Origin of the sequence: Salinibacillus kushneri, assembly GCF_900111405.1 — a bacterium.
GTDB lineage: Bacteria > Bacillota > Bacilli > Bacillales > Alkalibacillaceae > Salinibacillus > Salinibacillus kushneri.
In genome coordinates this window covers 41127-66553 of sequence record NZ_FOHJ01000015.1, presented here as the reverse complement: position 1 = coordinate 66553, position 25427 = coordinate 41127, and the positions used below count along the sequence as shown (strand labels likewise).

Below are 25427 nucleotides of genomic sequence, written 5' to 3'. Positions count from 1 at the left end.
ATTGGCCTGTGTAGGTGATACTGGTTTGGTTAAGGGAAGGGAGGAACAAACATGACGATACAATTCATCTTAGGAAAATCTGGTACGGAGAAGAGTCATCATACGTTAAAAAGCATCCAGAAGCAATTAAAGGAATCTCCCAATGGACCTCCTATATTATACATAGTTCCGGAGCAAATGACGTTTGAACAGGAATATGCCCTTCTTAAACAGGAAGGAATACAAGGATCGATTCGTGCTCAGGTATTCAGTTTTTCAAGACTTGCCTGGAGAGTATTTCAAGAGACAGGTGGCGGGATTAAAAAGTTTATAACCTCTACCGGCGTACAAATGATGATCCGAAAAATTACCGAGGAACGTAAAGGAGACTGGAAGGTTTTCCAAAAGGCAATCGAAAAGCAAGGATTTATGGAACAGCTGGAAGGAATGATTACGGAATTTAAACGTTACCGAATTTCCTCTGATGAGTTAGTAGATTTAACCGAACAAATGAGTGAATTTCAGCATTCCTATCCTGGTGAAAAAACCTTGCAGTATAAACTTGAGGATTTAGCGTACATTTATGAACAATTAACAGATGCTTTAAAGGAACATTATATGGACAATGAGGACCAGCTTCAGCTTCTAGCTGAGAAGATAGGGGAAGCGGACTTTCTAGAAGGCGCAGATATTTATTTGGATGGGTTTTACCGCCTTACCCCTCAAGAATTATATGTTTTGGATGCTTTAATGAAAAAAGCCAATCAAGTTACGATTTCTTTAACGATGGATGAGATTCCAGCAGGTGAACCGAACGAACTTGATGTATTCTTTCAAACAAAAATGACCTATGAACAAATTCGAAACATCGCACAAGAAAATCAGATAAAAATAAGCAGGCCGGTTTGGTTGTATCCTGAAGAGGAACGGTTTCAAGACCGCCCTTACTTTGCCCATCTTGAGCGTCATTTTGATGAGCACCCTATAATTCCTTATCAGGATCAAGTCCCCATTAAGCTTGCTCAGGCTGTTCATCCCAGAGCAGAGGTAGAAGGGGTTGCACAGGAAATATTACATTTAGTTCGGGATGAAGGATTCCGTTATCGTGAATTAGGAGTTTTAATACGTGATTCAGATAGTTATCATGATTTAATCCAAACCATTTTTTCAGATTATGATATCCCGGTGTTTATTGATGAAAAGCGTACGATGCTGAATCACCCTTTAATTGAGTTAATTCGCTCCGCATTAGATATGGTAGAAGGGAACTGGCGTTATGATGCGTTATTCCGGGTGTTGAAAACCGACTTTATCCCATCAACAGATAAAGAAGTGCCATTAACACAAGAAAATATTGATGAGCTGGAAAACTATGTTCTGGAATATGGAATTCGCAATCGAAACCGCTGGCTGGAAGATAAAGAATGGATTTATCAGAAGTTTCGCGGTTTTGATTCTATGAGAAAAACAGATCAGGAGCAGGAGAAAGAACGTCGGATTAATCAGCTTCGTTATCAAGTGACGGCTTCTCTTGCTTCTTTTGACGAGAAAATCCGCCAACACAGTACCGTCAGAGGGCGTTGTATGGCTATTTTTCAATGGCTGGAGGAGCTTGGGGTTCCAGAAACATTAGAAGCGTGGCGAAATGAGTATGATGAGAAGGGACAAATAGAACGAGCTCGAGAACAGGAGCAGGTGTGGGATGCTGTCATTCAACTGCTTGATGAAATGGTGGAAATGATTGGCGATGAAGACATGTCTTTGTCCATCTTTAGGACAACCTTGGAAACCGGGTTTGAATCACTAAGCTTTGCCCACGTCCCACCAAGCATGGATCACGTGATTGTTGGGGATGTCGATCGATCCAGGATTTCAGATGTGAAAGGTGCTTTTCTTTTAGGCGTAAATGAAGGAGCATGGCCCCTTAAACCTTCAGGTGAAGGAATGATTTCGGAAGAGGAACGGGATCTCTTATCTGAGCATGGTCTTACATTAGCAGAAAATAGCTCCAGACAATTGCTGAATGATCGTTTTTACGTTTATCTGGCTTTCACTACCCCAAAGGATTATTTGTGGATTAGCTATCCATTAAGCAGTGAGGAAGGAAACACGAAGACACCCTCTCAGCTGATTAGCCGGGTTAGGGACATGTTTCCGCAAGTAGAAGAGACATTACTTTTAGAGGATGAAGATGAAGAAAATCCTATGCGATTTTTAACTGTGCCGGAAAAGACACGCGCGGTCTTGACCTCGCAGTTGGCAAAGTATTTACGCGGATACCCGATTCAGGATGTATTTTGGGCAGCCTATCACTGGTTCATAGAGAATCATTCTAAAATCAGCAGCTCCCGCAAAGTATTCTTAAGTCTTTTTTATGAAAATAAACCTGTTAGGCTTTCGAAGGAGACGGCGAAACAGCTCTATCCAGAGAGGGTCAACACAAGTGTTTCACGGATTGAGTCCTTTTATAGATGTGAATATCAGCACTTTGCCCAGTATGCATTAGGATTACAGGAAAGAGCAGTATATAAATTGGATGCTCCGGATATCGGACAGCTTTTCCATGAAGCGTTAAAGCAAATTACAGATTGGATTATTCAGGAAGGCAGAAGCTATCGGGATTTATCCCCTCAAGAGGCTGTTCAGTATGCAAAGCGAGCTGTTCAGAAGCTTTCACCAATTTTACAACATCAAATTCTCTTTAGCTCTAACCGTTATCAATATATTTTGCGTAAACTGGAAAAAGTTATAAGCCGAGCGACGCACATCCTGTCGGAACAGGCGAAGCGAAGTGAATTTTCACCAGCAGGGATTGAACTTGGCTTTGGACCGAGAGAGAAGCTTCCGCCTATGAATCTACCATTGCCAGATGGCTATGAGCTTGTCCTGCGGGGAAGAATTGACCGGGTTGACCGGGCTGATGTAGGAGATGATTTGTTTTTACGAATCATTGACTATAAATCAAGTGCAAAGGATTTAAATTTGGAAGAGGTTTATTATGGACTATCCCTTCAGATGCTGGCTTATTTGGATGTTGTCTTAAGTAATGCGGAACAGTGGCTTGGTAAAGGGGCAAATCCAGCCGGTGTGTTATATTTCCATGTTCATGATCCACTGATTTCTGATCCAAAGTCATTAAATACAACGGATATAGAAGCGGAAATTTTTAAAGACTTTAAGATGAAAGGTCTTTTACTGGAAGATGAAAAGGTTGTACAGCGAATGGATTTAGATCTTTCTTCCGGCATGAGTCCAGTTGTTCCAGCAGGTTTGAAGAAGGACGGAACCTTCCAAAAAAATTCAAAAACGTTAAATCAAGTATTATTTGAGCGTCTTAGGAAATATGTTAGATCCTTGTTAACTGAAGCTGGTACTACGATGACAAGCGGCGAAGTTCATCTCAATCCATTCCAGGATGATGAAAGAACAGCTTGCAGTGTTTGCCCATTTCGTTCCGTTTGCCAGTTTGACTCAACCTTAGAAGAAAACAATTATCGTATATTGAAAAAGCAAAATAAAGATGACATTTTAGCTGACATCGAACAACGAGAGGAGGACCAATAGATGAAGTGGACAGAGGACCAGGAACGGGCCATTTATACGGATGGTACGGATATTCTCGTTGCGGCGGCTGCAGGATCAGGAAAAACGGCTGTATTAGTCGAGAGGATTATCCAGAAGCTGCTCAATCAGAATCATCCGGTGAATATTGATGAACTATTGGTCGTCACCTTTACAAATGCCGCTGCCCAGGAAATGAGAAATCGTGTAGGAGAGGCGCTTGAGTCTGCATTAAAGGAACATCCGGATTCCAATCATTTAAAGAAACAATTATCGTTATTACAACGGGCACAAATTTCCACGTTACATTCTTTTTGCTTAAATATTGTGCGCAAGTATAGCTACCAGTTGGATATTGATCCAAGCTTTCGTCTGGCCGATGACTTAGAAGCGGACCTCATTCGTCAGGAAATTTTAGAAGAGCTTTTTGAAGATTGGTATGGGAAAAAAGGAGAAGAACAGGAACTGTTTTTTGCCTTGGTAGACCGCTTTTCCAGTGATCGTAGTGATGTGGAAATTGAATCGCTGGTTATGAAGCTGTATGACTTTGCTAAGCAAAATCCATGGCCTGAGCAGTGGTTAGAGAAGATGACAGAAACCTATCATGTTACGGATGAGACGAAAGCAGAAGACCTCATTTGGATGGATTTAATTAAATCCGAGCTTGATCAGCAGCTGAATGCCATGTTAAAAGAAACCCAACTTGCCCTCCATCTCACACGTGAAAGTGATGGCCCCTATCATTATGCGGATGCCATTGATGAAGACCGTGAAAAAATAAGTGAGGCTAAAGCACGGGTACATGGTACGTGGGAAGAGCTACAGCAGTTTTTCCAGGAAAATGGGAAGTTTAAGGCTTTGTCCCGGAAAAAGGTCGATTGTGATGAAGATAAAAAAGAAAAGGTGAAAGCCTATCGAAACCGTTATAAGAAACGTTTTGAAGACTTGAAACAAAAATGGTTCTCCCGCAGTTTACAATCCTATATGAAGGATTTACAGGACCTTTACCCCATTTTGAAGCAATTAGCTGTTTTAGTAATGGACTTTCATCAGCGTTTTCAAGCTCGAAAAAAGGAACAAGCCCTCGTTGATTTTGCGGATTTAGAGCATTTTGCCCTGCACATTCTATTGGATGAATCAGCAGAAGAGAATATAAAGCCTTCTGAAGTAGCAAAGCAATACCAGCGACAATTTAGGGAAATTTTAATTGATGAATATCAGGATACTAACCTGGTTCAGGAAACGATTCTGCAAATGATTACTTCAGGAGAGGATGCGGGTCAGTTATTTATGGTTGGTGATGTGAAGCAAAGTATTTACCGCTTCCGTCATGCAGAGCCTAGTCTTTTTATTTCTAAATATAAACGGTTTGCGGAAACAGACAATCAAAATGTCCGAATCGATTTATCCCGTAATTTTCGCAGTCGATGGGAAGTTTTATCCGCTACGAACTTCATTTTCCGTCAAATCTTGGATGAAGAAGTAGGCGAAATTCATTACGATCAGGAAGCCGAACTCATTTATAGCAATAAAATTTATGATGAACTGGTTTCGAATGATACTGACAGTGAGCTGCTTTTAGTGGATAATGCAGATTGGGATGAAGAGACTAAGCCTGAGCCTGAGGGGGAAGAGGATTTTCGGCACCTGAAGAAAGCTCAAATTGAAGCACGTGCATACGCAGAGAAAATAAAGAAGTGGATTGGCACGGATGGATCAGCCCCCATGCAGGTTGTGGATAAGCAAACGGAACAACTGCGAAATATTCAATACCGGGACATCGTCATTTTGTTGAGGAGTATGTCCTGGGCCCCAGCCATTGTGGAAGAGTTAAAGCAGCAGGGTATTCCTGTCTATGCAGAACTGTCATCCGGCTATTTTGAAGCTATAGAAGTCAAAATTATGCTTAGCTTATTAAAAGTGATTGATAATCCTCAGCAGGATATTCCATTGGCTTCCGTGTTACGTTCACCAATTGTAGGGTTGGATGAAGAAGGGCTAGCACAAATTCGCTTAGCAGCATCAAAGGAAAACTATTATAAAGCTTTAAAAGCCTATGTGAAAACAGGCGATGGAGATACGGCAGAAGCAGCCCGTCAGTTTTTAGAACAGCTAGAGAACTGGCGACACCTTTCCAGACAGGGAGCGTTATCGGAGCTGATCTGGCAAATTTACCGGGAGACAGGCTATTACGATTTTGTCGGTGGTATTCCTGGTGGAAAGCAGCGTCAGGCCAACCTTCGTGCATTATATGACCGTGCACGCAGCTATGAAACGACATCATTTCGGGGACTATTCCGTTTTCTTCGCTTTATTGAGCGGATGGAGGAGCGTGGAGAAGACCTCGGAGCTGCCAGAGCATTAGGCGAACAGGAAGATGTGGTTCGGATTATGACCATTCATAAAAGTAAAGGGCTTGAGTTCCCAGCAGTTATTGTTGGTGCGATGGACAAAATGTTTAATGAGCGGGATTTAAAGGCCAAGTATTTACTGCATAAAGATTTAGGAATGGGCATGAAATATATTGATCCTGAAAAACGTATTATGTATACGACTCTGCCTTTTAATGCCTTAAAAATAGCGATGCGCCGGGAAATGATAGCTGAAGAAATGCGTGTATTATATGTGGCTCTGACGCGTGCGAAGGAAAAGCTGGTTATGGTCGGTAATGTGAAGGATTTGACCAAACGAAAAGAAAAATGGCAAATGATAGCAGAAGAGCAAGAATGGGTATTGCCACCTTATTTCCGCTTAGAATCTACGAATTACTTAGACTGGGTAGCTCCAGCGTTGATTCGGCATAAGTCAGGCCATGTATTGCGGGAAGAAGGAGAAGCTCCGGCTATTCCTCAAGACATTTGGGAGGATGAATCGAGCTGGGCTATTTCAGTTCATCATGCAAGTGAATTTGCGAATCCTGAGACAATCACGAAAGAACGAAAAGAGGACCTGAGAAAATCAGTTTTCGATTGGGAACCTATTCATAATAAGCGGGATGTCTTATATGAGGATGTAGAGCGGAGATTAACGTATCAGTATCCTTATGAAAAAGCAGCTTTTCATCGTGCGAAGCAGTCTGTAACCGAGTTGAAGCGCCAGCGTGAAATGAAGGATGAATATAGCGGAGATACATTAGTACGAAGCTTTCAGCGTCAACGTCCAATTATGAAGAGACCACGCTTTATGCAGGAAAATCAAGTGTTAACGGCGGCTGAAAAAGGCAGCGCCATGCATACAGTCATGCAGCATCTTCCATTTGAGCGGGTACTTTCCGAGGAGGATATTGAAACGTATATACAAAGCTTTGTTTCCAGGGAACTGCTTACAAGAGAGGAAGCGGATGTGATTGATAAGCAGGCGATTGCCCAATTTTATCAAACAGAAATCGGAGAGAAACTCCTTTCTGCTAAAGAAATCGTACGTGAAATTCCTTTTAGCCTTGGTATCCCAGCGGAAGAAGTATATGCTGACTGGGAGACTGGAAAAGAAAAGGGAGAAGTCGTTTTGTTACAAGGGGTGATTGACTGTCTTGTTCAAGATAACGATAGCTGGATTCTGTTAGATTATAAAACAGATCAAATGCCTCAGGAATTAACGGAGAAGGATAAGGAAAATTATAAAAAAAGGTATCAGTTCCAATTACAGATGTACCGCCGAGCAGTGGAACAAATTTGGAATCAGCCGGTGAAGAAGGCTTATCTTTACTTTTTTGATCAAGCATTTTTACTTGAGGTTGAGTAAGGGAACAGTATCTTAATAAGGCTTACGACCCAAATCATTAAGTGGTTTGGGTTTTTTTATGGTATAGAAAATTGGATGGAGTTTTATGGATAAAGATTGGGTCGCTAATCGGATGATTCCCGCTTTTGTTCTGGCTGTTTCAGTCAATAAATAGTTTTACTAACCTTGATAGGGAGAGGGAAGACTTAATTATTGTTCGGGATGACGTAATAATATTTATATACGTATGAAATAAGAGATGAAGTGACAGGATTCTTTTACATTTACAGAAATATAGTTTTCAGAGTCGTGAATAGGGAAAGAATAGACAGGATTAATCAAACAGCTGAAGGAATTCCTGAAGTAACTGAATGGATTACGTAAAGAGCAACAGGATTCAGATTAAGAGGTCCTATTATAACAGAATTTTTTGTATTCGGAGTTGAATCCATAATGGATTCGAATGAATTAGTCTTTAAACTGACCGAATTATTTTATAAATAGACAGGATTTCCTTTTGCTCTAAAATCTTTTAAGAAGAAAAGATCCTGGGATATTATTTGGGAAGAAAAATAGGGATAGAATAACTCCAAATAAGGCCTTGATTGATGTGGAAAGGTAAAATATCCTTCATCAGATTGATGAAGGATATTTTATCGCATATTTTTGTAGTGATGTCATATATCACTCGTCTGCGCTTTTGGAATGCCTAGCTCCGGCTCCTAGGTCTGGGCGGACATAAGCCAAAGCCCTTCCGTGGCTAAAAACGTGCCACTCCGTGAATTGTGCTTATGCTGTCGGGCCTAACCAGTCGCCTCCGCTTTTCTATGCATTTCCTATGTTTCCTTGGTCTTTGAAGTCGGGATCGAATGGGTTGGTTGAGCTTAGGCCGTTGTTGGTATTGATAAAGTCACCAGTGTTTAGGGCACCGGAGCCTGCGTTGGTTTTAGAAGAGGCTTTGGGTGCTAAATAGAAGGAATCTCCAAAATTAATCACTCCGCCATCTACACTGTTTATTTTAATCGGTCCAACCATGGAAGGCATAGACGACACCTACTTTGCTATTTTTCTCATTAAATCAAAACGTATGGCATGGAGTATGGCCTATTCATAGTTAATGGCTCCCAAGCCAATTTATCTGCACTATCATTATATGAAGGAAGTATCGAAAAGTTCTCGTTCTATCGATTTTCTCTTCCCTTCTGATTTTCTTCGTTATCATTCTCTTCCTCTTTTTCATCTTCATCTGCTAATATACGAAAATGTTTTAGTCTTGCTTTTGCATCAATGTCTTTTAAACTTCCTACTTGAACAATAGAGGATCCTGTTACTCCTTCAATATCAAACGAATGGACGTGAATGTTTCGGTCTCTATGGTGGTGTTGTTGTGGAATAGAGCTTTCTTCTTTTATCTCTGGAAATGGACGAGTATACAGGGGAAAAGCGGAGAATGGAAAATCGTTTGTATCAAAAAAGGCTCCTTCCTTTTGAACGGCAATTGCACGAATATAAGGATCCGCCTTCACTGCATCTCCAATCTGAATGACAGATCCGTAAGCGTTGGAATTAATATAAATATGCTGAACTTTAGCATTTCGTTTCATACATTAGCCTCCCCTGCCTGCACCAAATGGAATAATAGATCCAACAATATAAGATTCAGGTGGGGTGTCAAACATGGATGAGAGCTTGATTGTTTCATTATCACCGACTAAAAATACCGATGAAGACGAGACTCCTGTTATTTGGATGTGACCAACATTAAGCCCCCAATTGTGAACGGTAAAGTTCATGACGTACCTCCTTTGTCTTCGTTTCCATTTATAAACCTTTTAATCGAGTGAAGCATTTCATGCTTCACATCTTCAATAATCTGTTCTTTCATTTGGTTATTAAGCAAACCGTTTTGATTTTCGGCATGTAAACGAATATAATAGTGGATTCGGTCTGGGAGTTGCCTGTAAACGTCCTGTATAATCATTTTTTCAAAACCTGGTGGAAAGGAATTTTCCGATCGTTCAGCGAATTGGTTAACTTTAGATGGTAATTCTTGATTGATAAAGGGCTGTAGCTGCTGCATAATGTCCCTGACAAGTGGTTGTTCGGTATTGGTTTTTTTCGTTTGTTGCTGTGGCTCTGGTATAGCCAAGTCTTCAGTCGATGATAGACCTTCTGGAGAAAGACCAATATTTAACGTGCCTTCTAACGTTTCGATTTTCAGTTGATCAAATTTATATTCAATTCTTTCAATATTTGTGGAAGGCTTATCCTGAATGGTCTGAACTTGGTCTTCCAATTGTTGTACTTGTTTTTCCATCTGTTTCATTTTTTTATCCAATGTAGCTAAATATTGCTGCCAGTCATAATATTGCATAAGCCCTTCCCTCCTGAAATGGGCGAATATCTAGATTATCGTATGCATTTTGTGAATTTTTGTGATTAGGATGGTGGAGATAATGGTACGAAGGGTTGAAACTTTGGGTTTTCACCAATTGGCTCTGCTTCCTCCGCAGGTTGTGTGTATCCACCTGTATTGTATAAATTCGATAAGCCTTGAATCGTTCCTGAACTTCCAATTTGCAGGACCGATGAATTGGTCACGGAACCCACTCTCAGGTAGCGAATGGATATATTTTGATAAATGGTAAAGTTCATTTTCATTACACTCCTTAAGCATTGCCTATTATGTTTTGATCGAGCATATCAGAGTCCGTTACATACGTGTAAGATTGGTCTAACGAGATGTTTAATCCGTCTCCTGTATTAAAGGAACCTCCACCAGCAAATGTTTTAGCAGAGCTTACGGGAGACATGGCATAGACATCACCTATATGAAAAATACTCGAGGTACCGATGCTATTTACTTTTACTGCTCCAACAAATGCAGGCATCTCCATCGCCTCCTTTTGTGGTAGTGTATGTATAGAAGCTGGTATCTGTTCGTTTAATAAATAGATTTCAATTATGCAGAAAGGAAGATACTTATGCCTCATTCAACCCCTACAGAACGCTCAAAACGCATACCCTGGATTGATGCAGCGAGAGGTTTTGCCTTATTTGGAATCCTAATGGTAAATGTTCCAGCTTTTCATGCACCATTTTTTCTTTATGGTGGAGAGGAGCAGTATTGGAACACCTCGATGGATCATGCGATTCAAACGATGATCGATATCTTTTTTCAGGCCAGTTTTTATACATTATTTTCTTTATTGTTTGGTTTTGGTATGCAAATGATGAGTGATCGATTGCAAAATGATGGAGTATTAGTAAGAAGGCTTTTCATCCTATTAGGGTTTGGGGTTATTCATGCTTTTATGATTTGGCATGGGGATATTCTATTAAGCTATGGGGCGATTGGTTTTTTACTCTTTTTCTATTTCCGTCAAGAACCCCAAACGTTATTAAAATGGTTTTTAGCTCTGCTTATTGTGCCTGGTATTTTGTATACTTGGTTTTTATATGTGTCGAGGAGATACTTAGGCTGGATAAATAAGGATGGAATTTCTATTGCTTTCAGTCACTATTCAAGTCATTCATTACCAGATATTCTTGTACAAAACTACCATGATTGGGTTTATTCCAATAGTGGAATGGGAGTTGTTTTTTCAGTTATCGTTTTATTACCGATGTTTTTATTTGGGATGTTTCTAATGAAGAAGAGATGGCTTCATGACATCGATACCTATCAGTCTGTTTTAAAAAGGATTTTTTATCTTTCACTAGCTGTCTTTATACTATTTAAAATGGGACCTTACTTTATCGGCAATCCAGAGTGGTTAAGCTTTATACAGGACCATGTTGGAGGGGCTGCTTCAAGCATCTTTTATCTTGTGGGTATAACTTTGCTGTTTCAGCATGAAAAGTGGGGGAGACGTTTACATTTTTTAACCTACGTAGGAAAAATGTCTTTGACGAACTATATAAGTCAATCTATTATATGCTTTCTTCTATTTTATGGTCCAGGATTTGGTTTATATGGAAAAGTGAGTCCGGTCTGGAGTATAGGTATTGTGGTTATTCTATATAGTTTTCAAGTCTTTTTTAGTAAATGGTGGTTAATACGCTTTTATTTTGGCCCTTTAGAATGGGTGTGGCGTTCCTTAACTTATAAGAAAAAACAGCCGCTGAAAAGAGTAGAGGAGGTTACATCATGACACCTTTTACGGAAAAAGTGATCAACGTCATTCGGAATATACCCGAGGGAAAGGTTATGACATATGGTCAAATTGCTAGGGCAGCTGGAAATCCTAAAGCTGCACGTCAGGTGGTCCGTATTCTTCATACCATGAGCAGTAAATATAATTTGCCCTGGCATCGAGTGATTAATATAAAAGGGCAAATTGCAATAAAAAGCGAAGAGGCCCGCTATGAGCAAATGGTAAATTTACAAGCGGAGGGGATTGAGATAAGTGAAAAGGGTACCATTGATTTAAAGAAATATCAGCTAAAGCACTAATATTAAGGTTGTGTTAAAGCTTATTGTTGATTTTCTACCAAGTTGATTGGAGCTGAAGTGTGCGAGAATGCAGCGGGAAGAGCATTATGCGAAAGACCCACAGGTGTATGTGAGGAAGCACGCGGAAAGCGAGCGCACTGCAGAGGATATCAACACCTATGTTTAACAGAGCCATATTAAAAACTTTTTTGACGGTATTTGATTATTTCTTGGAAAAAGGAAAAACGTGGAGAATGAGTCTGATGAAGGCTCATTCTCCACGTTTATCATTTGATAGGCTTCTGTAAATTATAAAACTTCCTTGATTTTTTCAATAGCCCAGTTTAAATCCTCTTTTTCTATTATAAGCGGTGGAGCAAAGCGAATGACATTGCCATGTGTTTCTTTACAAAGGAGTCCTTTTTCTTTTAATTGTTCACAGTATTTACGAGCTGGTTCATGCAGTTCTACACCAATAAATAAACCTTTTCCGCGAATTTCTTTAATCACTGGGTTGTCTATACTTTCTAATTCCTGTTTTAAATGCTGTCCTAATTCCTCAGAACGTTCAGCCAGTTTTTCTTCTTCGATAATTTCCAGTGAAGCGGTTGATACAGCACAAGCTAGTGGGTTTCCTCCAAAAGTTGAGCCATGTGATCCTGGATTAAAGACTCCAAGAATATCCTTATTGGCTACTACGCTTGAAATTGGGAAAACACCTCCACCAAGAGCTTTCCCCAGTACATACACATCTGGTTCTACATCCTCCCAGTCACAGGCAAACATTTTTCCAGTACGTCCAAGACCTGCTTGAATTTCATCTGCTACAAAGAGGACATTTTGATCTTTACATAATTCATACGCCTCTCTTAGATATCCTTCTGGTGGCACAACAATTCCTGCTTCACCCTGTATAGGCTCTACTAAAAATCCGGCAGTATTTTCAGTAATAGCCTCTTTAAGAGCATCTATATCTCCATATGGCACCACTTTAATGCCAGGAAGTACAGGGCCAAAGCCCCGTTGATACTCAGCTTCAGAAGATAGTGAAACTGCAGTCATCGTACGTCCATGAAAATTTCCTTCACATGCAATAATTTCTGCTTTATTATCTTCAATTCCTTTTACTTCATACCCCCAGCGACGGACAGCCTTTATAGCAGTCTCTACAGCTTCAGCCCCTGTGTTCATTGGAAGTGCCATATCTTTATTGGTTAGTTTACAAACCTTTTCTAGCCATGGTCCAAGCTGGTCATTATGAAATGCTCTTGATGTGAGCGTAACTCGATCAGCCTGGTCCTTTAACGCTTGAATAATTTTGGGATGTCTGTGTCCTTGGTTTACAGCAGAATAAGCACTTAACATGTCCAGATAACGATTGCCCTCAGGATCTTCAACCCAGATCCCTTCTGCTTTAGCAGTAACAATAGGTAGTGGCGAATAGTTCGGTGCACCATATTTTTCGGTTTGCTGAATGACACTAGTAGTGGTTATTGACAAGAAAATACCTCCTAACGAAAAAAATATGTAAAAAATTTTGAATATATCCATTATAACAGTTTATTCTGGATATTATAATGAATTATCTGAATTAATTAGCAGAAGGAAGAAAAAGATGATATGATAGATGATGAAAGACTTTGTAAGGAGGAGAAATCGTGACACACTTACATGTTACTTCCTGGGTACTAGCCCTTATTCTGTTCGCCATTGTATTAGCCTTTTCCAATAAGTCTGGAAAAGAAAAACCGGCAAAAATCTTGCAAATGATTTTACGCCTTGATTATTTACTTATCCTTTTTTCAGGTGCCCAACTATTATTTAACTACGGTTCGTTTAGTGGTGAATTAATTATTAAGGTCATCGCTGGTTTATGGGTAATCATAGCGATGGAAATGATTAGTGTGAAAAAGCAGGATGCCCAGTCAACCAATGGCTTATGGATTCAATTCGTAATTGCATTTGTGATTGCCCTGGTTCTTGGCTTTGGACGCTTACCATATGGTGTTTCACTGTTTGGTTAATTTTTAACAGTGTGAATGAGGAATCAAAAAGGCTTAAATCTTTTATTATGAGATTTAAGCCTTTTTTTGCAAGAAAAAGGGGAGAGGTAGAGATGAAGGAATTTTATGAGAGACGGGACGTAATTATTGGTTGAACAGACGTGATTTCGTTTCGGTTAGACTTAAATAATCTACCAGGCGGCAGAATTCATTGCGATGGACTGAATAAATATAAAAAGTGAAAGGATTGAACTTGGGAGCAACACGAATATCAAAACAGTAGACCGAATTCCTGCAGATAGCGTATGAATAGACAATGAAAGCGACAGGAACTAAAATTATTCTATTACCTGTAAAAGGAAAACTCTTTGAATGACGTGATTCCTTATAATACAGACAGAATGAACAGGAAAATAGACCGGTTTATTTGATTAAGAGAAATGATTGTATAAATGGCTCTATAAAAAAATCCATTCCATAAGTCTAATAGACTTTGGAATGGATTTTTCCGTCATTTTTATCTAGCTGTGGTTCCTAGTTCTGCCTTATACGATCGGGGCTGATCAAGGCCCTTTCGCTTTTCTCTGTCCAGCTACAGGGCCTAGCCCCTAGTCGATATAAGCAAATCCCATTACGTGGAAAAAAAGCATACCACTTCATGGAATTTGCTTATACGATCGGGGCTGATCAAGGCCCTTTCGCTTTTCTACTGTCCAGCTACGGGTCCTAGGTCCTAGCAGACATAAGCAGTCGCCTTCGCTTTTCTACTAATGCGCAGAGGTTGCTCCTTCTTTATGTAGTTTGAAGAATAGGCTGCGATAGTCGGCTGCTGGCATTTCGCCTTTATTGTATTTGTATTGGCAGAAGTCTAATAAACTGTTTGGTGATTCAGGCCATTCTTTCTTTTCGTTTTGATAGGCAATGATTAAATCTTTAAGACGCATGTATAATTCCTCCCTTTGTTGACTTATAAATAATTCCTCTTTCCATTCTATATTTTATCATATATATAGTCCGCAATATCTGGTATGAAGGAATTCATGCGTGGTAATTTCTTCTGTAAGGGAGGAAGTTTCTAACATCTTTTAAATAAGTGTTAAGAATCATGATGTAGGGTAAATTATTGGTATAAATCATTTAAGAAAAATAATGCTATAGTCCCAGGTCCTGCATGTGCACCAATAGCTGAACCAATATCACCAATAAGGATGTTTTTCGGTTTATAAGTTTCTTTAATAATGGATGCAAGCTTTTTAGCTGTTTCCAAATCGTCACCATGACTGATTGCAATAGTTTGCTGGTTCAATTCTTTACCCCGTTCCTCCATAACTTCAAACATACGCTTTAACACTTTAACCTTTTTAGCTCCACGTATTTTTTCCAATGGGACGAGGTTCCCATCTTCAACATGGAGGAGAGGTTTAATATTTAAAAGACCGCCGAAAAATGCTGCTGCTTTACTTACACGTCCTCCACGCTGTAAGTATTCTAAGTCATCAACTGTAAAGATATGCTCCATGTGATGAGCGTGATATTGGACAGTTTCAACAATTTGTTCAGCATCTGCCCCATCTTTCGCCAGCTGAGCAGCTCTTAATACAACCAACCCTTGCCCGAGAGAAGCACATTTTGTGTCTTCTACATAAACTTTGGCATCCGGGTTTTCTTCAAGAATCTGCTGTTGAGCGATTTTAGCACTTTGAAGTGTTCCGGATAATTCTGATGAGAATCCAACATACACAATCGGCTGATTTTGTTCAACATATGTAGAAAAAACTTGTAGAAATGTATCAGGAGAAACTTGTGATGTTTTTGGAATAGCGCCATCTTTCATAGCATCATAAACTTTTTTTGATTCGATACCTGTGACATCCTCATAGTCCTGGTCATTTAAATGGACAAGTAAAGGTAGAAATTCTATATCATATTCACTATAATAGGAATTCGGTAAATCGCAAGCCGAATCTGTAATAATTTTCACGTTCATATTTTCACCTACAATATTTTATGCTATTATTTTTATCTTAGTGTATATTGGAAACGACTATTCGTCAATGTGTGTAATTGAATAATTCTTTATAGGGTTGACTTTATAAGAATTTGTTTTGCCCTTAGAATGGTCGATAGCCAGAAATGTTTGAAGAGGGGTGAATAAGTTGTTTTTATTAGAAGCTAAACGTTTTATTATTGTTATTATCGGAGCCTTCTTAAATGCTCTTTCCCTGAACTTATTTTTAATTGAGGCAAATGTTTATGCAAGTGGTTTTACCGGTTTTGCACAGTTATTATCAAGTATCTTTAAGGACTTTATCGGAATTGATCTTTCAACAGGTATCTTATTATTTGTTCTAAATATTCCAGTTACCATATTAGGATGGTTTAAAGTTGGAAAGGGTTTTACAATATATAGTGCCATTTCAGTTGCATGTACGACGATTTTTCTGGAAGTCATCCCTTTGAGGCATTTAGCCGATGATATATTACTGAATGCCGTATTTGGTGGAATCATAGCTGCTATTGGTATTGGTATTACCCTTAAATGGGGTGCTTCTACAGGTGGTATGGATATAATCGCGATGGTTCTATCAAAGATGAACGATCGCCCTATTGGTGTATATTTTTTAACTATGAACGGCTTCATTATTCTAATGGCAGGCTATCTTTATGATCCGGAAAAAGCTCTTTATACATTGGTTACATTATATGTGACCACAAGATTTATTGATGCGATTCATACACGACATGAGAAGCTTACAGCCATGATTATAACTACAAAAGCCGATGAGCTTGAGAAAGCTATTCATGCTAAAATGGTTCGAGGAATTACAACGATTCCAGCCAAGGGTGCATTTACAAAAGAAGATAAAAATATGCTAATAATGGTAATCACACGCTATGAATTATATGACCTGGAGAATATTATACATGATGTGGATCCAAATGCCTTTACGAATATTGTTCAAACAACCGGCATATTTGGCTTTTTCAGGAAGGAAGATGAAAAGGTCGTATAAGTTGTTGTAACAATTTCCGGATAGCGTTCGTCTAAATGGTTAAAGATTACGTTCTTAAAGGCAGGTTTTCCAGGTGAAAAGAAATCTTTTATTCTTGGTAGTTATCTTGTTTTTTGCTTTTCTAATTGGTTGCGGAACCTCTAAGCCGTTGAATGAGACTGGTAAAACACAAGGAGATGAATCTTTACCAGCTATTGAAGAAAAACAGGAAAAGGAAGGTGACGAAAAAGCGTTGTTAAAAAAGTTAAATTATGAAGTAACATCCGATAAAAGGAAGAGTCAAATCACTTTCCATATGAAACTAACCAATCCAACTGAGGAGCAAATTACACTATCGTTTCCATCGGGACAGCAATATGAGATTCTGGTCAAAGATGAGGAGACAGAGGAAGTTGTTTATCGTTATTCAGAGGGTAGAATGTTTACACAAGCGATTGTAGATTATGACCTGCCACCAGGGGAATCCCAAACCTGGGCGGAAACCTGGGATTTTAAAGGAAAAGAGGGGAAGATAGAGCCGGGTAAATATGTGGCAACGGTAACGTTACTACCGGCTCCATTTACCCGATCTTCTGTAGACAAAAATCCATTTGTTAAGGAAATACCGATTACTATTGCCGATAATAGTGAGGGATAAAAGGACATTACAATCGAAAGAGTCTAACATTAATGGAGATCCATTTCTGTTGAGTGGGATCTCCATTTTTGTGTGTTAAGTGTGAGAGATGATATCGTTTGGTATTTGGTTTTGAAAAGGTAAATCATCACATTAAGCTGAATTCAATCGTTTCCCAGAGGCAGATTCAGTACTATTTATAGTTCGGACGATTACTTCAAAATTTTAGTAAAAATTTCCTTTTAACTGGTACAGCAGAACTCCTTTTGTGATAAAATGGGTAGGAATGTTTTGAAAATTTTGTTTAGAAAGTAGGAGAGACATAATGAAAGCCTTTAGACAGAAGCTATTCTGGATCATACCTTTACTAATCGTTATCATTGGATTTGTTGTATTATTTTTTACCAATCTATACCGTTTTACAGCCCCGCCGGCTGATGACTGGAGTAGAGGTCTTGAAATTACAACGATTGACGGCTTTCATGAGCCACAGGTTGAAGAAACAAAGGACGGTACGAACCTTTACTTTTTACGGGATGGAGCGATTAATCGTATAAGCTATGATTCTGATTTTACAAAAGTTGATGAAGAAGTCATTCCAACTGAAGGGGACCGGATAGAGGATTTTTACGTGAATGGTGATACCGTATTTTATTTTAATGAAGGTGAGATAATTAACGGCAGGACTGGCGAAATTATTGACGAGGCAGATATTTTCGAAAGAGGACAAGAAGGAAATATTTTATATTCAAGCGATCAAAAGGTTTACAATTTAGAAACAAATGCTAAAGAACCCCAGCAAATAGCACCGGTTTCTCATCCGATTGAGCACATACAATCATCAGGTCCATATGTACTTGTATACGCAATAAATGGAAATGAGGGTACACTTACGATTTTTGAGAAAATGAATAATGAATACAAACGACTGACTCAAACTAATATTAATGTTGGAATTAGTAATAAAATGAACGATATTGTATTTACTTCTGAAGAGGAACAGCTTCATTTAGCCGTCTCTGCTGAAACAGAAAGCAACCAGAATAAAGAGTTTTATTTCTTTCACAGTACCCTCAACGCAGAAAATCCGGACATTAACCTAAAAGAGATTGAGCCTTATGATCCTGTTACACAAGCCCCATTAGAAGAGATTTCGCAATTTCGTTTACGGCCTGCAGAGAACGGGGCCATAGAAGTATTATTTAGAAGTGCTGGTTTTACATTTACCGATTCAAATGACGAGCAAGCGATGAATGTTTATCTCATGAGACTGGAAAATGATAACTCCATCACAGTTGAAAGACGAAGTAATACATATGCATTAACCTCAAATCCGTTTTTTATTGGGGAGGATGCTGTTGGCTGGAAGGATAGAATAGATGGAACTCAATACAAACTGCTTATGGCATCGAATCAGCCAGATATGATTGAAAAAGCAAAAGATCGGTCGGCCAATGAATATCTAATCGCTTTTGGGATGACGATTGGTAATTTATCTACAGCAGCGTTTATTCTGTATTTGGCTTTATTACTTATTATAATACCAATTATCTATTTGGGAGGTACGGCTCTTTACTATCGCTGGAAAGGAAAAGGGGAGGAATTGGATAATCACCCTAAAATATTATATGGAGGTATAATCGTCTATATCATAGGGGCATTGCTTTTCAGGCATCACCTATTCCCTGATAATGCTTATAATCTGGCACCAATCTATATTAACTTTCCGGGAAATAGCATGGTTTATATTGTTGGATTTGCGATTTTGTCCTTTATTAGTATAAAACTTATTAAAAAAGACTGGGGACTTATTGGAAAATACAGCTATTTTATTGGGCTGCAATTCTTATTATATGTTATGTTTTTAGGTCCATATTATTTTTAAAGGCTCTGTTGTGGGTTGATTGGTGCTCCAGTGCGCCCTCTTTCCGCGCCCTTTTTCCGCGGGCGGTACCTTGGCAAATGCCTCGGGGTCTCCCGCATACCGCTCTTCCCGGAGGAGTCTCGCGCACTTCGGCTCCAATCAACTTGGTAGAAAAACAACAATAAGCTCTAACACAGCGTTTTTAAAAAAGCGGAAGCACTTCTTTTGAGTGCTTCCGCTTTTATTCAATCTGTGTGATCAGACTATTTTATTGATCATTCTGAGGTATTACATGTATTGAGAGTAATTTCATCAGTCGTTTTTAGTAACCATACTTTTCCAATACTTCTTCAACCTTAGGAGTGAGCTGATCCCATTCTGCATCGAACGTTTTATTCACTGTAATAAAGTTTTTGTATCCAAATACATTGTCTACTCCGTCCAGTTTCATGAGTTCATTAAGTATTTCATATTCACTGGTTTGTCCTGGCATGACGGAGATGCTGCCATCACCAGAAAAAATATTTTCTTTTGCAGTAAATTTCATTGCGTTTGGATTTGGAGTACTTTCTACTAATATGCCCATTATTTTATCCCTCCCTAGTTTTCTTCCTTTATATTAGCATGAAACAAAAGATAGAAAAAGAAAAGAAGACATAGTTCGCGAAATTTTTTATTGTAATAATAGGATAGACAAAAGGAACCAGTTATAAACCTTTCATACAAAAGGTGAAGGTATGATAATAATAGGGGGAGAATATGTTCAGGGTAAGATGTTTTATAATAAGCTGAAAAAGGAATATAAAGATGAATAGAAATCAAAAGGGGTGGAAAAATGGAAGCCTTTCAAATCGATATGAAAAAGATTAGAACAAGTTTTGTTGAATGGGGAAAGGCCCAGATTCAATCTTTCACCAATTGGTTATCCTCATTAGAATTAGAGCAATTCATGCAGGATTATTCGCTTAGAATGTATTTCTTTTTGGTGATGACACCTTTATTTGCAGTTATTCCAATATTTACCTTTATCGGATCCTTTACGTTAATGACAAGTCATTTCTTAGTAAGCATTAGTTTATTTTTGTTTTCTATTTGCAGTTTTTTTGTATTTATTGGATTTCCAGTGATCTTCCTTTATATAAAATATAAACATCATGCAAAGTGGAAGATCATATGGATAAGCAGTGGAATCATTCTTTTACTATCGGTGATTTTCTGGACAATCCAATATTATCTATCCTTTTTACCTGCCATATAAAAAGGGCTGACCACTAATAGTCAGCCTACTTTCCTAAAGTTCCTTAAACCCTGTTTGAATGCGTCTGGTTACATGACCTGTCTCCCCAGTTCCCACTTTTCGCTGATCAATCGCTGTTATTGGAACAACTTCTGCAGTTGTAGACGCAACGAAAGCTTCTTCAATATGATCTAGATCACGAATGCTTAAAATTCTTTCTTCAAATGGAACATCAAGTTTCTCGCACACCTGTTTCACTGCTAACCTGGTAATACCGTTTAAAATGAAATGGTTGGCTGGGTGTGTAATAACCTTTCCATCTTGTATAGCAAAAAAGTTTGATGATGAACCTTCTGTAATATGATTTTCATCACGGTAAAGGAGGGCTTCAAAATGTCCATTCTCCTGTGCCTGCTGCTTTGCCATCACATTCCAAAGTAAATTTAAGCTTTTAATATCACACCTCAGCCAGCGTTTATCCTCAATCAATGTTAAACTAGCACCATTTTTTTGTGCTTCAACCGGGCTTGAAACCGGGATTGGATACGCATAAAGCTGGGGTTGGGTTTTCTGTGGATAGGGATGCTTACGTGGGGCAATCCCTCTCGTTATTTGAAGATAAATGGCTCCATTTTCTATTTCATTTTTTATTAATAACTGATGAAGGAGCTCTTCTAAACCTTCATTTTTAACATGATAGGATATAGCTGTTTCATCCAGGCTAAACTGGAGTCGATTTAAATGTTCAGGGAGCATGAAATACGTTCCGTTATATATTCGAATGACCTCATATACGCCATCACCAAAGGTATAGCCACGATCTTCAATATCTGTTTGCGCTTCGGTACGATCCTGAAACTCTTGATTTTTTAAAATAATCACCATAAAGTCCCCTTCGTTGAAAGAATGTTAATCATATCATAGATTGAATGTTCAGAAATGTAAAGAGGGAAATGCTACGATATTCTTTTCATTGATATGGACCTTTAGTTGGAACCTGTAAGGAAGATTGATAAAAAATAAAGAGGCTGGGACACAAGTTTTTTATCGAAGAAAAATCCGAAAGATTCTTCTTTAAAATTGATATCCCAACCTCAAATACTGATAAATCATGAAAACTAATTTTTGTGTAAAATGTTTTCCTTCTACTCCATTAAACTAATCGTTTACGGATCTTAGTACTGATATAGTCGATAATCATAACGACGACAATAATGGAAATGATTATAAGTCCCAATTGCTCCCAGTCCCGGTTAGCTGCAGTCAGGACGATTAATGTACCAATTCCTCCAGCTCCTACCAGTCCGAGAACGGTAGAAGCTCTGATATCGACTTCGAATCGGTAAAGAGCAAAGGATAAAAATTCAGGTAGAACCTGTGGGAAAATGGCATAAAAGAGAATTTGGACTTTATTAGCCCCATTTGCCTCCATGGCTTCGACAACATCCATGTCAATACTCTCTATTACTTCAGCGTAAAGCTTACCAAGCATTCCAAATGAAGTAAGTCCAATGGTAAGGACTCCTGCAAATGCCCCGGGTCCAACTGAAATAACAAAGAATATAGCCAGAATTAATTCCGGGAATGTACGGTCAAGAATTAAAAACCATTTTCCAAAAGTATTCCATATAGGTGACTTAACCATGTTTCCAGCTGCCCAGAAGCCAAAAGGGACGGCTAATACAGCAGCGATTAACGTTCCTGCATAGGCTATAAACACGGTTTCGAAAATTAATTCTGTGACTTTCCCTATTTCAGCCCAATCTGGATTTGCCAGTCGCGGAACAATTCGGGTTAGATTATCGGATAGTTTATTAACAAATGACCAATCAATACGACTTAACACACCCGAAAAAGCCCAATAATAGATAACTACAAGAATGAGAGCGATGATGAGGTTTCGAACTCTTTTACGATTGCTTTTAGGCTTAGGTGGCAGTTTAAATTCATTATTCATCATACAACTCTCCTTCTTAGCGCGTTACTAATGGTTTCAATCACAATAACAGCCACTAGTAACAAAATGAGTACAGCCATTACTTTTTGATATTGCATAAAATTTAATTGTGTATCAATAATCGAACCGATACCTCCTGCACCAACAAAACCAAGAACGAGGGAGGCACGTACGTTAAGTTCAAATACATATAAACCGTAGGATATGAAATTTGGAAGCACTTGTGGTACCACTCCATACCATATTACCTGTATGATATTGCCTCCTGTTGATCGAATAGCTTCCATCTGTCTTGGATCAATCGTTTCAATCGTTTCACTTAATAATTTTGCTAATAATCCTAATGAAAAAATCGTTAAGGCCAGAATACCAGGTACAATTCCTATACCGAAAAAACTAACAAAAATCGTTGCCAGGAGGATATCAGGCATTGTACGTAAAATATTCATGATGTTACGGAATGTTTGATAAAGGTACTTATTTTTTACAATCGTATTCGCAGATAATAAACTCATTGGAATACAAATGAGTACAGAAAAGGTTGTTGCCACTACTGCAATTTGAATGGTTTCAATGAGTGGATCGATAGCTGCTTGAATATAGCTCCATTCAGGTGGAAACATTCGTAAAAGTTTTTCAAAGATAAGGTTTAATTCACTAAAGAACTCTAAAAAATCTGCTTCGGTTTCTCGTAAACTATAGAAATATATGGAAAAGACAATCGCAAAAATAATCGTAATCTGAAACTTAACTTTCTTCGGATAAACGGAATATACGCTATTTTTGGTCATTACTTTATCTGTCTTATTCTCCTGAAGCTGAGGCATCATTTTCACTTCCTCTCAAATCCTCTTCACGGATTGGACGATTGTAGATTTGTTCAAATGTTTTTTCCTCAACTTCATTTACCAGGCCATCAAATACAATTTCACCATCCCGCATGCCAATGATTCGGTCCGCATATTCCATTGCCATGTCAATAAAATGCAGGTTGACAATAGTTGTAATATTATCCTCTTTATTGACTCGTCGTAAATAGGTCATAACCTGATGAGAAGTGGGTGGATCAAGGCTTGCTACAGGTTCATCCGCCAGAATAATAGAAGGTTCTTGTGTCAGTACGCGGGCAATACTCACTCTTTGTTGCTGACCTCCACTCAGTTCATCGGCACGATTATATATTTTTTCTTCCATATGAACTCTTTTAAGGTTTTCAAAAGCTAATTTTTTATCCGCTTTTGGATAAAGGTTGAAAACACTTCGAATTGTGCCAGTATGCCCAAGTCGTCCACTAATTGTATTTTTTATTACACTGGAGCGGTTAACAAGATTATAATTCTGAAATATCATTCCTACGCTTGTCCGCAGTTTTCTTAATTCTTTTCCTTTTTTAGGAATAATATTTTCACCATTCACCAATAATTCGCCATCAGTTGGTGTTACCATCCGGTTAACACTGCGGATAAAAGTAGATTTACCAGCTCCTGAAAGTCCAACTATAACGACAAATTCTCCTTCGTTAATCTCTACGTTTATATTTTTTAGACCTTGTGTCCCATTGGGATAGACAAGTGAAACGTCGTTGAATGTAATCATGTGATTCTCCCTTTCTTCCTTTAAAAAATAGGGAGAAGCTGGTTTCTTCTCCCTATTTATGGAACATTCTATATAGTCGTTAGCATTCCTGTTAATCTAGTGGAACATCTCCGCCTAAATTATTGTATGTTTCACGAACGATGTCATATTCAGAATCCTCTGCTTCTATAATGGCATCCCAATTGTAAACTTCATTCATAATCTTAATCATTTCCTCATCTTCATTAAAGCTTAGAAATGCTTCTTTAATATCCTGGGTAAGTTCATCATCTAAAGCAGATGGAACCGTTACGGTATCATTTGGAATTTCCTCTGTAGTTCCAATAACTTTTAAATCATCCTTAATATTTGGATAATCTTCTAACATTGTATCCCGTACATCATCAAACGTTGTTGCAATATCCGCATCGCCATCTAAAACAGCTACTGCACTATTGTCATGTCCGCCAGATGGTAGAACTCCCCCAAAGAAGTCTTCTTGAAGAGCGGTTGTATCTTCAATATTAAACTTATTCATCAACTGTGAAGCTGGGAATAGGTATCCGGAAGTAGATGAAGCATCTCCGTAAGCCCAGGTCATTTCACTTGCATGCTCTTCTAAATCATCTAAGCTTTCAACAGGAGAGTCAGATCTCACTAAATATTGAGCCACATATGTAGCGCTGCCGTTACGTTCAGATTTTAATAGGACATCCACATCATATTCATTTGATGCTAAGACATACCCAAAGGCAGGAAGGAAACCAATATGTGCTTCGTTGTTTCCTAATGCTTCAACAAGTGCACTATAGCTTGTCATTGTTTTTGCTTCAACTTCCTTGCCAATAACTTCCCCAAGTTTGTCTGCTAAAGGCTGAGCCGTCTCAGCAATTTCTCCCGAGTCCTGAGAAGGAACAAATCCCATTACCAGTTTGTCTGGATTTAGAGACTCATCACCATCTCCACTACTTTCACCAGAATCACCACATGCTGCCAGTACAAGAATTAAAGCTAAGATGAAACCAAAACCTAAGACTTTCTTCATAGTCTAGGACTCCCCCTTTTTTAATTTTACAACTTTTCAACTTCAAACATAATTATATAGAATCATTGGAAAGGAAACAACAAAATTTACGTTTTTTTTACAATATTTTTATAAAATATGGTTCGTTAAAGCGATTTAACACAGTAAAAACCAAACATTATGTGCTATATGATGTAAAAATGTCCGGCATGAATCATTCATGCCGGACGGAAGAAATCACTTATTTTAAATGCTGGTCAATTTGTTGTTCCAACTGCTGCAATTGTTGTTTTTCCTGAGAATCGGATTCGTTATAGGCTGATTGTATAACGTTACGGGCAACTTCAGCTTCTTTTTGCTTTTGCTGCTGATTCATTTGACCACCCATATTGGTTAAGCGATTGACGGCATTTCTGGCTTGTTCCACTAGTTGGTTTGCCAT

Annotated in this window: 25 protein-coding genes; 9 read left to right on the top strand and 16 right to left on the bottom strand. The window is 38.6% G+C overall.

Annotation, left to right across the window (positions count from 1 at the left end; all coding sequences use genetic code 11):
* Window positions 1-51 precede the first annotated feature (51 nt).
* Both addB and addA read left to right on the top strand, forming a co-directional pair.
* Window positions 52-3543: a helicase-exonuclease AddAB subunit AddB gene (addB, locus tag BMX63_RS16325; protein ID WP_093137487.1), complete on the top strand. Its 3492-nt coding sequence runs from the start codon at window positions 52-54 to the stop codon at window positions 3541-3543.
* Window positions 3544-7281 (top strand): helicase-exonuclease AddAB subunit AddA, encoded by a 3738-nt coding sequence (gene addA / locus BMX63_RS16320; protein WP_093137485.1) that lies wholly within the window; start codon window positions 3544-3546, stop codon window positions 7279-7281.
* A gap of 804 nt (window positions 7282-8085) precedes the next feature.
* Here the strand turns inward: addA and BMX63_RS16315 are convergent.
* The 6 genes from BMX63_RS16315 to BMX63_RS16290 all read right to left on the bottom strand — a co-directional run bounded on the left by BMX63_RS16315 (window position 8086) and on the right by BMX63_RS16290 (window position 10151).
* On the bottom strand, window positions 8086-8304 hold the full coding sequence (locus tag BMX63_RS16315) for a spore germination protein (RefSeq protein WP_093137483.1): 219 nt from the start codon (window positions 8302-8304) through the stop codon (window positions 8086-8088).
* A gap of 137 nt (window positions 8305-8441) precedes the next feature.
* Window positions 8442-8864, bottom strand: coding sequence for a spore germination protein GerPE (locus tag BMX63_RS16310; protein ID WP_093137481.1), 423 nt, complete (start codon window positions 8862-8864; stop codon window positions 8442-8444).
* Window positions 8865-8867: 3 nt separating this feature from the next.
* Window positions 8868-9053: a spore gernimation protein GerPD gene (locus BMX63_RS16305; protein ID WP_093137479.1), complete on the bottom strand. Its 186-nt coding sequence runs from the start codon at window positions 9051-9053 to the stop codon at window positions 8868-8870.
* Window positions 9050-9634: a spore germination protein GerPC gene (gene gerPC, locus BMX63_RS16300; protein ID WP_093137477.1), complete on the bottom strand. Its 585-nt coding sequence runs from the start codon at window positions 9632-9634 to the stop codon at window positions 9050-9052. Before gerPC ends, BMX63_RS16305 begins: the two co-directional genes overlap by 4 nt.
* Window positions 9635-9699: 65 nt before the next feature.
* Complete coding sequence (locus BMX63_RS16295; RefSeq protein WP_093137475.1) at window positions 9700-9915, bottom strand: spore germination protein GerPB; 216 nt, start codon at window positions 9913-9915, stop codon at window positions 9700-9702.
* A 14-nt stretch (window positions 9916-9929) separates the two neighbouring features.
* Window positions 9930-10151, bottom strand: a complete 222-nt coding sequence (locus BMX63_RS16290) for a spore germination protein (RefSeq protein WP_093137473.1) — start codon at window positions 10149-10151, stop codon at window positions 9930-9932.
* Window positions 10152-10244: 93 nt separating this feature from the next.
* On the opposite strand from BMX63_RS16290, the gene BMX63_RS16285 reads away from it, so the two are divergent.
* Both BMX63_RS16285 and BMX63_RS16280 read left to right on the top strand, forming a co-directional pair.
* The gene (locus BMX63_RS16285; RefSeq protein WP_093137471.1) at window positions 10245-11414 is read left to right on the top strand and encodes a DUF418 domain-containing protein; all 1170 of its coding nucleotides are present in this window, start codon (window positions 10245-10247) and stop codon (window positions 11412-11414) included.
* On the top strand, window positions 11411-11716 hold the full coding sequence (locus BMX63_RS16280) for an MGMT family protein (protein ID WP_093137469.1): 306 nt from the start codon (window positions 11411-11413) through the stop codon (window positions 11714-11716). The genes BMX63_RS16285 and BMX63_RS16280 overlap by 4 nt, the downstream gene beginning before the upstream one ends.
* 288 nt (window positions 11717-12004) lie before the next feature.
* Here BMX63_RS16280 and BMX63_RS16275 read toward each other — a convergent pair whose 3' ends face one another.
* On the bottom strand, window positions 12005-13195 hold the full coding sequence (locus BMX63_RS16275) for an ornithine--oxo-acid transaminase (RefSeq protein WP_245732866.1): 1191 nt from the start codon (window positions 13193-13195) through the stop codon (window positions 12005-12007).
* Between the two features lie 158 nt (window positions 13196-13353).
* On the opposite strand from BMX63_RS16275, the gene BMX63_RS16270 reads away from it, so the two are divergent.
* Complete coding sequence (locus BMX63_RS16270) at window positions 13354-13719, top strand: YisL family protein (RefSeq protein WP_093137465.1); 366 nt, start codon at window positions 13354-13356, stop codon at window positions 13717-13719.
* Between the two features lie 746 nt (window positions 13720-14465).
* Here the strand turns inward: BMX63_RS16270 and yppF are convergent.
* A complete protein-coding gene (gene yppF / locus BMX63_RS16265) occupies window positions 14466-14642 on the bottom strand; it encodes a YppF family protein (RefSeq protein WP_093137463.1) in 177 nt (58 codons plus the stop codon).
* 176 nt (window positions 14643-14818) lie between these two features.
* The gene (locus BMX63_RS16260) at window positions 14819-15685 is read right to left on the bottom strand and encodes a DegV family protein (RefSeq protein WP_093137461.1); all 867 of its coding nucleotides are present in this window, start codon (window positions 15683-15685) and stop codon (window positions 14819-14821) included.
* A gap of 169 nt (window positions 15686-15854) precedes the next feature.
* Between BMX63_RS16260 and BMX63_RS16255 the strand changes: the two genes are divergently transcribed.
* From BMX63_RS16255 to BMX63_RS16245, 3 genes are all read left to right on the top strand, one after another.
* Complete coding sequence (locus BMX63_RS16255; RefSeq protein ID WP_093137459.1) at window positions 15855-16712, top strand: YitT family protein; 858 nt, start codon at window positions 15855-15857, stop codon at window positions 16710-16712.
* A gap of 73 nt (window positions 16713-16785) precedes the next feature.
* Window positions 16786-17349 (top strand): BsuPI-related putative proteinase inhibitor, encoded by a 564-nt coding sequence (locus BMX63_RS16250; protein WP_093137457.1) that lies wholly within the window; start codon window positions 16786-16788, stop codon window positions 17347-17349.
* A 304-nt stretch (window positions 17350-17653) separates the two neighbouring features.
* The gene (locus BMX63_RS16245) at window positions 17654-19213 is read left to right on the top strand and encodes a hypothetical protein (RefSeq protein WP_093137455.1); all 1560 of its coding nucleotides are present in this window, start codon (window positions 17654-17656) and stop codon (window positions 19211-19213) included.
* Between the two features lie 301 nt (window positions 19214-19514).
* On the opposite strand, the gene BMX63_RS16240 is transcribed toward BMX63_RS16245, so the two are convergent.
* Window positions 19515-19778, bottom strand: coding sequence for a NifU N-terminal domain-containing protein (locus BMX63_RS16240; protein WP_093137453.1), 264 nt, complete (start codon window positions 19776-19778; stop codon window positions 19515-19517).
* A gap of 249 nt (window positions 19779-20027) precedes the next feature.
* On the opposite strand from BMX63_RS16240, the gene BMX63_RS16235 reads away from it, so the two are divergent.
* A complete protein-coding gene (locus tag BMX63_RS16235) occupies window positions 20028-20450 on the top strand; it encodes a hypothetical protein (protein WP_093137451.1) in 423 nt (140 codons plus the stop codon).
* 33 nt (window positions 20451-20483) lie between these two features.
* Here BMX63_RS16235 and dat read toward each other — a convergent pair whose 3' ends face one another.
* The 6 genes from dat to BMX63_RS16205 form a co-directional block, all read right to left on the bottom strand.
* On the bottom strand, window positions 20484-21314 hold the full coding sequence (gene dat / locus BMX63_RS16230) for a D-amino-acid transaminase (RefSeq protein WP_245732865.1): 831 nt from the start codon (window positions 21312-21314) through the stop codon (window positions 20484-20486).
* Between the two features lie 268 nt (window positions 21315-21582).
* Window positions 21583-22386, bottom strand: coding sequence for a phosphonate ABC transporter, permease protein PhnE (gene phnE, locus BMX63_RS16225; RefSeq protein ID WP_093137447.1), 804 nt, complete (start codon window positions 22384-22386; stop codon window positions 21583-21585).
* Window positions 22386-23213, bottom strand: coding sequence for a phosphonate ABC transporter, permease protein PhnE (phnE, locus tag BMX63_RS16220; protein WP_245732864.1), 828 nt, complete (start codon window positions 23211-23213; stop codon window positions 22386-22388). The genes phnE (BMX63_RS16225) and phnE (BMX63_RS16220) overlap by 1 nt, the downstream gene beginning before the upstream one ends.
* A complete protein-coding gene (gene phnC, locus BMX63_RS16215) occupies window positions 23191-23982 on the bottom strand; it encodes a phosphonate ABC transporter ATP-binding protein (protein ID WP_093137445.1) in 792 nt (263 codons plus the stop codon). Before phnC ends, phnE (BMX63_RS16220) begins: the two co-directional genes overlap by 23 nt.
* Window positions 23983-24073: 91 nt before the next feature.
* Window positions 24074-25006, bottom strand: a complete 933-nt coding sequence (locus BMX63_RS16210) for a phosphate/phosphite/phosphonate ABC transporter substrate-binding protein (protein ID WP_093137444.1) — start codon at window positions 25004-25006, stop codon at window positions 24074-24076.
* Window positions 25007-25226: 220 nt separating this feature from the next.
* The gene (locus tag BMX63_RS16205; RefSeq protein ID WP_093137442.1) at window positions 25227-25427 is read right to left on the bottom strand and encodes a DUF3813 family protein; all 201 of its coding nucleotides are present in this window, start codon (window positions 25425-25427) and stop codon (window positions 25227-25229) included.